This is a genomic window from Staphylococcus sp. HMSC034C12 (genome assembly GCF_001835895.1).
In the GTDB taxonomy this organism is placed as follows: domain Bacteria; phylum Bacillota; class Bacilli; order Staphylococcales; family Staphylococcaceae; genus Staphylococcus; species Staphylococcus hominis.
Genome location: NZ_KV826333.1, coordinates 1 through 10,577, shown reverse-complemented (window position 1 = coordinate 10,577; position 10,577 = coordinate 1). Strand labels below are relative to the sequence as shown.

Below are 10,577 nucleotides of genomic sequence, written 5' to 3'. Positions count from 1 at the left end.
TGGCTATTTTGTTAGGAATTATGTCCCAGCCTCGGGTGTCAAAAGTTTATAAATAGTTTCATAGTGTTATGAAATCGCAAGGCACTTTACTATGTAAACTGTACCTTTCATTTATAATATAAAGATATCATCAATTGTATATCATCACAATAATAAGTTAATAAAATCTATAAAAAATATTAATATTCAATTGATTAGAACATATAATAATTAAATGGATGATTGCTACTTCTACTCTATTAATTAACAATATCCAAACAATGGAGGTCTATGAAATGCTCGTTTTAAATGAACAGGATCAACAAAACTTATTAGATATGAAAGAAGTGATTGAAGAAGTTGGTCACGCGTTACAGGCGTTTTCAGAAGAAAAAACGGAAACGCCATTACGTTATGTATTACCTTTTAATAAAGAAAATAGATATTTAGTGATGCCAGCTTTATCAGACGAATTAAATATTGTCGGTATTAAAACAGTCACTTTCGCCCCTAATAATCCTAGACTAGATAAAAAAACAATTACTGGATCCGTATTGCTAAGTGATTATGATACAGGAGAAACCCTTGCTGTACTTGATGGTAGTTATTTAACTAAGATTCGTACGGGCGCCATTTCAGGTGTAGCTACAAAATATTTAGCACGTGAAGATGCAAAAACATTGTGTGTGATTGGCGCTGGAGATCAAGCTGAGGGGCTCATTGCAGCAATATTAGCAGTGAGAGATATTGAAATGCTTCATATCTCGAGTCGTACAAGAGCTAAAGCTGAAAAATTGGCTGAATTTGTGAAACAAACGTATCACGTGTCAACAAAAGTCTTCGATGAAGCAGATCAAGCTATGGAAAACGCAGATATTGTTGTGACAGCTACAAATTCAAATAAACCGGTGTATTCTCATTCATTACATCCCGGTGTTCATTTAAATGCAGTAGGTTCATTTAAACCTGAAATGCAAGAACTCCCTTCAGAAACGATGTTGATTGCTAATAAAATAGTTGTTGAATCTACAGAAGCAGCAATGGAAGAAACAGGCGATTTAAAAGTACCATTAGAAGAAGGTATCATTACTGAGCAATCACTACATGGTGAATTAGGAGATATTGTAAGTGGAAAAATATCTGGACGTGATGATGAAGAAGAAGTGACAGTATTTAAATCAGTAGGTTTAGCTATTGTAGATATAGTGGTGGCACAATACTTTTATAAAAAAGCCCAACAAACTAATTAACCCTATACTGTATAAAACATAGATACCGTATCAGTGATAACGTAGACATGGCTGATGCGGTATTTTTATTGTATAAAGAAAATCAATAAGAGTGATACAAAATATTTCTTCATGTTAGTCTCCTTTTAAAAATAATTAACAAGTTTATAGTAGCCTATAGGCATTGAGATATAAGAAGGAAAAAAATAATTTACGATAATTTTAAAAATGATTAACAAACAAAACGTAAGTTAAATCAAATAATTTATTAGAAGAATAAAATTATCACTTTAACGTATAATCTAATGATATATGTAAGCATTTTTATAACATAGTGAATCTAGGAATATGGGGAGTTCTAAAAAAACACTATTAGGATATATAAGACAAAGGGAGAAATGACAATGAAGAGAATTGTAATTACAGGAGCACTAGGACAAATAGGAACTGAATTGGTACTAAAATGTAGACAATTATATGGGAAAAATAATGTATTAGCCACTGATATTAGAGAGCCAGAACCACATTCATTGATTAGTGACAGCCCATTTGAATTACTTGATGTAACAGATCGTGACGCAATGATGGGTGTAGTAGAAGACTTTAGAGCAGATACACTTATGCATATGGCTGCATTACTTTCTGCAACAGCTGAAAAAAATCCGTTGCAGGCTTGGGATTTAAATATGGATGGGTTAATAAATGCTTTAGAAACTGCAAGAATGTATGACTTACATTTCTTTATGCCAAGTTCAATTGGGGCATTTGGTGCGTCTACACCTAAGAAAAACACACCTCAAAATACGATTCAACAACCGACAACAATGTACGGAATAAATAAAGTTGCAGGTGAATTATTATGCCAATATTACTTTAAAAAATTTGGCGTCGACACACGTAGTGTAAGATTTCCAGGGCTCATTTCACATGCCAAAAAGCCAGGCGGAGGTACTACAGATTACGCAGTAGAAATATATTTCGAAGCGGTTAGACATGGTCACTACACGAGCTATATCGCTAAAAATACGTATATGGATATGATGTATATGGACGATGCCGTTGATGCGATTATTCAACTTATGGAAGCGGATAGTAAGACACTTGTAACACGCAATGGTTATAATTTAAGCGCAATGAGTTTTGAACCTGAGATGATTAAGAAAGAAATTCAGAAACATATTCCAGAATTTACATTAGATTATGATGTCGATCCAGTAAGACAAATGATTGCAGATACGTGGCCAGATAATATTGATACCAGTTATTCTCGAAAAGAATGGGGCTTTAATCCAAAATATCATTTGGCTAAAATGACAGAAACAATGATACGAACGATTAAAGAAAATGAAGAAAAGACATAAGTCCATAATTAAAAAGGTGCTTTGGAATTTGACTCTCTTTTAAAGAGTAAAAAAGAAAAGGGTTTCATTTTTATTTTGTTTGAATTTTTAGAAAATTTATTGAATAGACTATCTGAGATTGCTATAATTTATATTAAATCTTATTGATGAAATATATTAGGAGGCTTCAACATGTCAGAAAAAGTTAAATTTGAACAACGTGACACACTTAAAGAAAAACCAGAAGGAAATCTTGGATTTGGGCAATATTTTACTGACTATATGTTAAGTGTAGATTATGATGAAGAAAAAGGCGGTTGGCAAGAATTAAAAATTGTTCCTTATGCACCGTTTGAAATTTCTCCAGCAGCACAAAGTTTACACTATGGTCAAGCTGTATTTGAAGGTTTAAAAGCATATAAACATAATGGTGACGTCGTATTATTCCGTCCAGATCAAAACTTTAAACGTATCAATGATTCATTAGCGCGTTTAGAAATGCCTAAAGTGGATGAAGAATTATTATTAGATGGTTTGAAACAACTTGTCGATATCGAACGTGATTGGGTGCCAGAAGGCGAGGGTCAATCTTTATATATTCGTCCATTCGTATTCGCTACAGAAGGTATTTTAGGTGTTCGTGCTTCTAAAAAATATAAATTATTAATTATCTTATCTCCATCAGGTGCTTACTACGGCGGTGATACATTAAAATCAACAAAAATTTATGTTGAAGATGAATATGTACGTGCAGTTCGTGGAGGGGTAGGTTTTGCTAAAGTAGCAGGTAACTATGCTGCAAGTTTATTAGCACAAACCAATGCGAATAACTTAGGATATGATCAAGTATTATGGTTGGACGGCGTTGAACAAAAATATGTTGAAGAAGTAGGTAGTATGAACATTTTCTTCGTTGAAAATGGTAAATTAGTAACACCTGCGTTAAATGGTAGTATTTTACCTGGTATTACACGTAAATCAATTATCGAATTAGCAAAAGAATTAGGCTATGAAGTCGAAGAACGTAAAGTATCTATTGATGAATTATTTGAAGCTTACGATAAAGGTGAATTAACAGAAGTATTTGGTTCTGGTACGGCAGCAGTCATCTCTCCAGTAGGTACATTAAAATATGAAGATAGAGAAATTGTGATTAATAATAACGAACCTGGAGAAATCACTAAAAAATTATATGACACATACACTGGTATCCAAAGTGGTAAATTAGAAGATAAACATGGTTGGAGAGTCATTGTGCCGGAATATAAATAACTTGTAAAAACAAGCTAGAAACGTTATAACTACGCGGTTTCTAGCTTGTTGTTTTTTATTTTAGAACAACTTTTGGGGGTATATCAAAAAGTGAGTTGGTTTCTTTTTTGCATAAAAAAACCACTCTTAACATAGCTTATGTCGAACTAAGTAAGAGTGGTGATGTAAAATAAATAAAGAGCAAAATATTATAACGAAATATTCTGATAATTAAATTATACCCTTTACAAATAAAGATAAACATTTTTTTATCATTTTAATAATTAATTAGATTTAAATGTAAAAAATATTATTTTTTATTTCAATAGTATAGTTAATTAAATTTTATTATGTAATAATAAGTAATGAGATTACCTAAATGACAACCCTTGACTTAGTGTTTTTCTTCTATTACAAATACCATATACCTAATACCATTATTACTTAGGTAATCTCAACATTTGAAATTCATTTAAATGATATAGATCTTTAGGGGCATAAAGCTCCTTTTTGTATGTGAAAAAAGTCTCACTAGTACACGACTAGTAAGACTAAGTTTCAATGAAAGTAATGCTAATTATGATTTTGTCCTGTTTGATTGCTTGGATCCAATTTTTATTAGCGATTTGGATAATCTTAGAGTATTAATACGATATATATTTGAGTCAAGTATAATCAAGATATTAATAATAAAATAAAGTAAATTGAAAAAGAGGAAAGACAACTTTAAATGATGTCTTTCCTCTTTTTTGAGAATAGAAGATATAAGGAATTAGATATTTAAATAATGTGAAGAAATAAAATTAATAAGATACCCCATTAATGCTAATATACCAAGTGATACAAATAATGCTGAAAACCCTCGGCTAATTGTTTTATAAGCGAGTCCTTCATTTTGTGCTAAGAAGAAACTAAATATAAATAATCCAATTCCGATTCCGAATAAAATAAAAATAACGATTAACATGAATATATCCTTTCATTTTTAGTAATGATATGATGAATATCATTGTTAAAATTACTCAATAGCATATTACAAAGATATTTTATAGAATTTTATATTTTTTTAGTGAAGATTATAATCACCGTATTATCTATTAATTAAACCACTTATAGATATAAAAGCAATAAGGCAAATTTTTTATTATTTTTCAATACATCTTTTTTATTTTTTTGGAATTTGATGAATAATTTGGACTTCTACGCAACATTTAATATGAAATAATAGGGAAATCAAGACACTTTAGCATGAATCATATCAATTTAGGCAGAAATCCCCTATAAATTAAAATATGTACTAAACTATTAATTGTAAACATATTTAAGGAGATGAAAACCATGTTAGATATCTTTAATTTCATTAAAAAAGTATATGATTTAGTAAGTGGTATTCTTGTAAATGGTGAACCGAGAAATTAATTGTTTCCCCCTAATCGAATTGAATATATATTTTCATTAAATACTATTAAAGCACGCTTTTTATTTAAATATAGTTACTAAATAAGAAGCGTGTTTCTTAATATATAATTTAAATTATAACGAATTAACATTGAGATACATTAAATAAGAGGTGATGATAATACTGAAACATCAAATATTAAAACATTTATTACAGAATGCAAAAACTGTGGAAAAGTAGAATTTTTTAATATAGCACCTGTAAGATTATAAATATATAATGAAATGAAATGTTGATATATGTCAACTTGTTGTAGACAATAAAAATGAAGTGATGTATGATATTTTTAAAGACTATTCCCTTACACATAGTCTCATTCCCGTTGAGGCATAGTAATGCCAACGTTATTCAAAACTAGTTTTATATTATTCTTAGTTGAGTCATGCCTAGAGAGGTATGGCTTTTTTTATAAACGTATGCTAAGCAGTTCTTTTACTATACTTAAAAGAACAATGTATATTACAATGAAATACAAAATAAGGAGTGTATATATAAATGGAATGGATATTATTTGATAAAGATGGTACATTAATTGAATTTGATCATAGTTGGGAAAAAATTGGCGTACGCTTGGTAAATAGTTTCCTAGAGACATTTCCTGTAGCGAATAAAGAAGCAACGCTTCGCAAATTAGGCGTTGTTAAAGATACGATTCGCCCAGATTCTGTTATGGGTTCAGGATCGTTAGATGAAATTGTTCATGCACTTAATGACGAATCAGGTAAAGATGTTTCTAAATGGACGCGTGATACAAGTCAAACATTAGTAGATAGCCGTGAACCAGAAAATAACTGGATAGATGGCGTTTATGATATGATTCAATCATTACGACATGAAGGATATAAAATTGGTATTGTGACTAGTGACTCTGAAAAAGGGGTGACACAATTTTTAGAAGAAACAGATTCTAAAGATGCGTTTGATTTAGTCATTTCTACTGAAGCGCATGCGGCTGAAAAACCCAATCCTGAAGTACTGAAGCCACTTTTTGATCATTACGATGTTAAACCGGAAGATGTAGCCATTGTAGGTGACACAAATAATGATATGAAGACTAAAGTGAATGCAAAGTTAGGTTTAGCCATTGGTGTATTAAGTGGTATCGCAAAAAAAGAGGAACTTGTGGATGCTGATTACGTGATTGAAACAGCTGTGAGTGTACCAGAAGTATTAAAAAAATATACACAAAGTAATTAAACACAAAGTGATTAAAGTATCAATTGTTATTTTCTACATTTATAACATATTGGCAGGCAAGGACTGAATTAAAAATGTGTTTATACCAATTTTTTAATTCTAGTCCTTCTTGCCTAGATGAGACAGTAAAGTCTGTCTCTCTTTTTTTATCGATGATCGACATTTCGATATGTTTGAATAATATGTGCAATTTTGTCGATAATTGGATCTAAAGAGTCGGGATTTTCATGAATATCATATTCATTAATGTTCACTCTTACTACGGGACAAGCATTAAAATTGTTAATCCAATTTTCATAGCGTTTAAATAACTTTTTCCAATATACCGGATCAGTATTCATTTCCATATCGCGGCCACGTTGATGAATACGGTCGATCACTTCATCATAATCACAATCTAAATAAATTAAAACATCTGGTTTAGGGAAATAGGGTGTCATAACCATTGCTTCAAATAATTCCGAGTAAGTTTTAAAATCTTCTTTACTCATTGTTCCTTGTTCTTCATGCATTTTTGCGAAAATATCAACATCTTCATAAATAGAACGATCTTGTATAAAGCCTCCTCCGTATTCAAACATGCGTTTTTGTTCTTTAAAACGTTCAGCTAAAAAATAAATTTGCAGATGGAAACTCCAACGTTCAAAATCATTATAGAATTTATCTAAGTAGGGGTTATGGTCTACATTTTCAAATGAAGTTCTGAAATTGAGTTTATCAGCAAGCGCTTGGGTTAATGTAGATTTTCCTACGCCTACCGTTCCAGCAATTGTAATAATTGCATTTTGAGGGATACCGTAATTATTCATATGTTATATCTCCTATCATGGGTTTAATTTGGTTTAAAATCAATTGATAATCTGATTCATTTTGTACAAAATCTAAATCAGAAGTGTCGATTAAAATCACATTAGCACCTTCGTTTTTTAATGTTTCATAAAATGATAAATAATCCTTTTTTAAATTAAGTAAGTAGCTATCTTCAATTTGATGTTCAAAGCTACGGTTACGTTTAGCAATGCGACGTTTCAGTACATCTAAATCAGCATCTAAAAAGATAATCATATTAGGTAATTCAAGATCTTCAGTTAAAATATTGAAAATACGATTGAATTTATCAAATTCTGATTCGTTAAGTGTATTGCGCGCAAATATTCTATTTTTATAAATATGGTAATCACTTACCACACCTTGATTAATTTTTGCAATATCTTGTGCTTGTTTATAACGATTACAAAGGAAGAACATTTCAGTTTGAAAACTCCATTTTGAAATATCATCATAAAAATCAGAAAGAAAGGGGTTTTCATTAATGATTTCATTTTCTTCATAATAATTAAAGGTTTGGCTAATTTTATGAGTAAGAGACGATTTACCAACGCCAATCGGACCTTCTATTGCAATAAATGGTTTATTCATAATTACATCTCCAAATGTTAAAATAGACATTGAGTATTTTATCATAAGTAAGGGATGACACATATGACAAATGATGAATTTTACATGAAATGTGCAATTGAAGAAGCGAAAAAGGCTCGACAGCTTGGTGAAGTTCCAATCGGAGCAGTGATCGTTAAAGATAACGACATTATTTCACGTGCTCATAATTTAAGAGAAACCCTGCAACAGCCTACTGCTCATGCTGAACACTTAGCAATAGAACGGGCAGCTAAAGTCATAGGAAGTTGGCGTTTAGAAGATTGTACATTATATGTCACATTAGAACCCTGTGTCATGTGTGCTGGAACGGTTGTAATGAGTCGTATACCACGAGTTGTATATGGCGCGATGGATCCTAAAGGAGGATGCAGTGGTAGTTTAATGGATTTACTACAACAACCACAATTTAATCATCGTGCAATTGTTGAACAGGGTGTGTTAGAAGAAGCGTGTAGCAATTTATTGAGACAATTTTTCCGTGATTTAAGAGCTAAAAAAGTTAAAAGAAACACATCACCGTACAAAAGATGGTAAATTTGTTAAAATAGGAACGGTAAAACAAATTTAAATTTTGTAATTGTGTTCACTGAATATGTATGTTCTAAAATATAATAGCTGTAAGTTGAGCTAATGAAATGAGGTAACGGCATGATTAAACTGATTGCAACAGATATGGATGGGACACTGTTAAATGCAGCACATGAAATTTCAGAAGAAAATATTAACGCGATTAAATATGCTCAATCAAAAGGGATTACAGTAGTCATTGCAACGGGTCGTGCGTTTTATGAAGCAAGCACGCCCATGGCTGAAACAGATTTAAAAGTGCCTTATATTTGTTTAAATGGTGCAGAAGTACGTGATGAATCATTCAATATTATGAATACCTCTCATTTAAATCATGAATTAGTAGAACGAATTAAAGCGATTCTTGATCGGGAAGACGTGTACTACCAAGTGTATACGAATAGAGGTATTTATACAGAAGATCCAACACGTGATTTAGATATCTATTTAGATATTGCAAGAAATGCAGGCCAACAAGGCGATGTTGAAAAGATTAAAGCAGGGATTCAAAAACGTATAGATAACGGTACACTCAAAATTGTCGATAATTACAAGGATATTGAAGATATTCCGGGCGAACTGATAATGAAAGTACTGGCGTTTAATCCAGATCTTGAAAAAATTGAACGTATTGGAAAAGAATTATCGGCCATATCAAGTCTTGCTGTTTCATCATCATCACGTGGTAATTTAGAAATTACGCATTCAGATGCTCAAAAAGGAATTGCATTAGAAACTATTGCTAATCAACTTCATATTGACTTACAAGATGTTATGGCGTTAGGTGATAATTTAAACGATGTATCCATGCTTGAACGCGTAGGCTATCCTGTTGCGATGGACAATGCGATGCCCGAAGTGAAAGCTATAGCTAAATTGGTTACAGATACCAATGAACATAGTGGTGTAGGTAAAGCAATTATGAAAGTTTTAACTGAAGAGAAATAAATAATATTGAAGAGGTGTTAGAACGAAATGAAAGGACTTATCGTAGTAGGAAGTGCACAAGTAGGTTCACATACCAATGCACTAGCTAAATATTTAACAGGACAATTCGATAATCATGATGTCGACGTAGATATTTTTGATTTAGCTGAAAGACCATTAAATCAACTTGATTTTTCAGGAACAACACATTCAACAGAGGAAATTAAAGCGAATACAAAAGAGTTCCAAGATAAAGCGATGGAAGCGGATTTCCTAATTTTTGGTACGCCAAACTATCATGGTTCATACTCAGGCATTTTAAAAAATGCGTTAGATCACATTAATATGGATTATGTCAAAATGAAACCAGTGGGCTTAATTGGTAACAGTGGCGGTATCGTAAGTTCAGAACCACTCTCACATTTACGTGTCATTGTTCGTAGTTTATTAGGTATTGCTGTACCTACACAAATTGCAACACACGATTCGGACTATGCAAAATTAGAAGACGGTACACTGTATTTAAATGACGAAGAATTCCAATTACGCGCAAAATTATTTGTTGATCAAATTGTATCATTTGTAAATAACAGTCCGTACGAACATTTAAAATAAATTATAATAATGTAAAAAAATACATTTATAAAGGAAGAAACGAGTTTAAAGAGCGATAAGTATCGCTCTTTTTTTATTTAACGAGAAAGTTTGTATATCATTTGTAGATAATTATAACTTGTTTAAGTGAATTGACTTAAAAAGATTAAAAACACCTATCTATTGTATGACCCAATATTTATTTTTTTATTGTAAAATTTTTTAAAAGTATTGTGTTAAATGATAAAATGCACTATGCTAGAAGTGTATTTACATATAACATTATATGTAGTTTACATTTTAAATGTGAATAATTTAATTATTAGGAGGTAATTATGAGTAAAAGAAGACAAGGTCCTATTAACAAGAGATTGGATTTTATTTCTAATAAGTTAAATAAGTACTCCATAAGAAAATTCACTGTAGGAACAGCTTCAATATTAGTTGGTGCTACATTGATTTTTGGCGCCGATCATGAAGCGCAGGCTGCTGAAAATACTGCAGACGCTACAAATGAAACTGTAGATAGTAATTCAGCTAATAAACCTGACTCAGCAGAAACATCAACAACAGAAGAACCATCAACACAACAAG

Annotated in this window: 11 protein-coding genes; 8 read left to right on the top strand and 3 right to left on the bottom strand. The window is 31.3% G+C overall.

The window, feature by feature from the left end; translation table 11 throughout:
- Positions 1-275: 275 nt before the first annotated feature.
- The 3 genes from HMPREF2629_RS07920 to HMPREF2629_RS07910 all read left to right on the top strand — a co-directional run bounded on the left by HMPREF2629_RS07920 (position 276) and on the right by HMPREF2629_RS07910 (position 3,820).
- Positions 276-1,229 carry an ornithine cyclodeaminase family protein gene (locus tag HMPREF2629_RS07920; RefSeq protein ID WP_049415745.1) on the top strand — a complete coding sequence of 318 codons (954 nt, stop codon included), beginning with the start codon at positions 276-278 and terminating at the stop codon, positions 1,227-1,229.
- A gap of 383 nt (positions 1,230-1,612) precedes the next feature.
- Entirely contained in the window at positions 1,613-2,569 is a 957-nt protein-coding gene (locus HMPREF2629_RS07915; protein ID WP_070813265.1) for an NAD-dependent epimerase/dehydratase family protein, read from the top strand.
- A 171-nt stretch (positions 2,570-2,740) separates the two neighbouring features.
- On the top strand, positions 2,741-3,820 hold the full coding sequence (locus HMPREF2629_RS07910) for a branched-chain amino acid aminotransferase (protein WP_070813264.1): 1,080 nt from the start codon (positions 2,741-2,743) through the stop codon (positions 3,818-3,820).
- Positions 3,821-4,571: 751 nt separating this feature from the next.
- On the opposite strand, the gene HMPREF2629_RS07905 is transcribed toward HMPREF2629_RS07910, so the two are convergent.
- Positions 4,572-4,766 carry a hypothetical protein gene (locus tag HMPREF2629_RS07905; protein WP_002449037.1) on the bottom strand — a complete coding sequence of 65 codons (195 nt, stop codon included), beginning with the start codon at positions 4,764-4,766 and terminating at the stop codon, positions 4,572-4,574.
- A gap of 987 nt (positions 4,767-5,753) precedes the next feature.
- Here HMPREF2629_RS07905 and HMPREF2629_RS07900 point away from each other — a divergent pair.
- Positions 5,754-6,455, top strand: coding sequence for an HAD family hydrolase (locus HMPREF2629_RS07900; protein WP_070813263.1), 702 nt, complete (start codon positions 5,754-5,756; stop codon positions 6,453-6,455).
- A gap of 146 nt (positions 6,456-6,601) precedes the next feature.
- On the opposite strand, the gene HMPREF2629_RS07895 is transcribed toward HMPREF2629_RS07900, so the two are convergent.
- On the bottom strand, positions 6,602-7,264 hold the full coding sequence (locus HMPREF2629_RS07895) for a deoxynucleoside kinase (protein WP_002449060.1): 663 nt from the start codon (positions 7,262-7,264) through the stop codon (positions 6,602-6,604).
- A complete protein-coding gene (locus HMPREF2629_RS07890; protein WP_049382355.1) occupies positions 7,257-7,874 on the bottom strand; it encodes a deoxynucleoside kinase in 618 nt (205 codons plus the stop codon). Before HMPREF2629_RS07890 ends, HMPREF2629_RS07895 begins: the two co-directional genes overlap by 8 nt.
- A 63-nt stretch (positions 7,875-7,937) precedes the next feature.
- Between HMPREF2629_RS07890 and tadA the strand changes: the two genes are divergently transcribed.
- The 4 genes from tadA to HMPREF2629_RS11055 all read left to right on the top strand — a co-directional run.
- A complete protein-coding gene (tadA, locus tag HMPREF2629_RS07885) occupies positions 7,938-8,429 on the top strand; it encodes a tRNA adenosine(34) deaminase TadA (protein ID WP_070813262.1) in 492 nt (163 codons plus the stop codon).
- Between the two features lie 114 nt (positions 8,430-8,543).
- Positions 8,544-9,410 (top strand): HAD family hydrolase, encoded by an 867-nt coding sequence (locus HMPREF2629_RS07880; RefSeq protein ID WP_002488393.1) that lies wholly within the window; start codon positions 8,544-8,546, stop codon positions 9,408-9,410.
- A gap of 27 nt (positions 9,411-9,437) precedes the next feature.
- Complete coding sequence (locus HMPREF2629_RS07875; RefSeq protein WP_002455716.1) at positions 9,438-10,004, top strand: NADPH-dependent FMN reductase; 567 nt, start codon at positions 9,438-9,440, stop codon at positions 10,002-10,004.
- A gap of 314 nt (positions 10,005-10,318) precedes the next feature.
- Positions 10,319-10,577 (top strand): YSIRK-type signal peptide-containing protein (locus tag HMPREF2629_RS11055; RefSeq protein WP_218117578.1); only part of this gene is annotated, 259 nt, incomplete at its 3' end.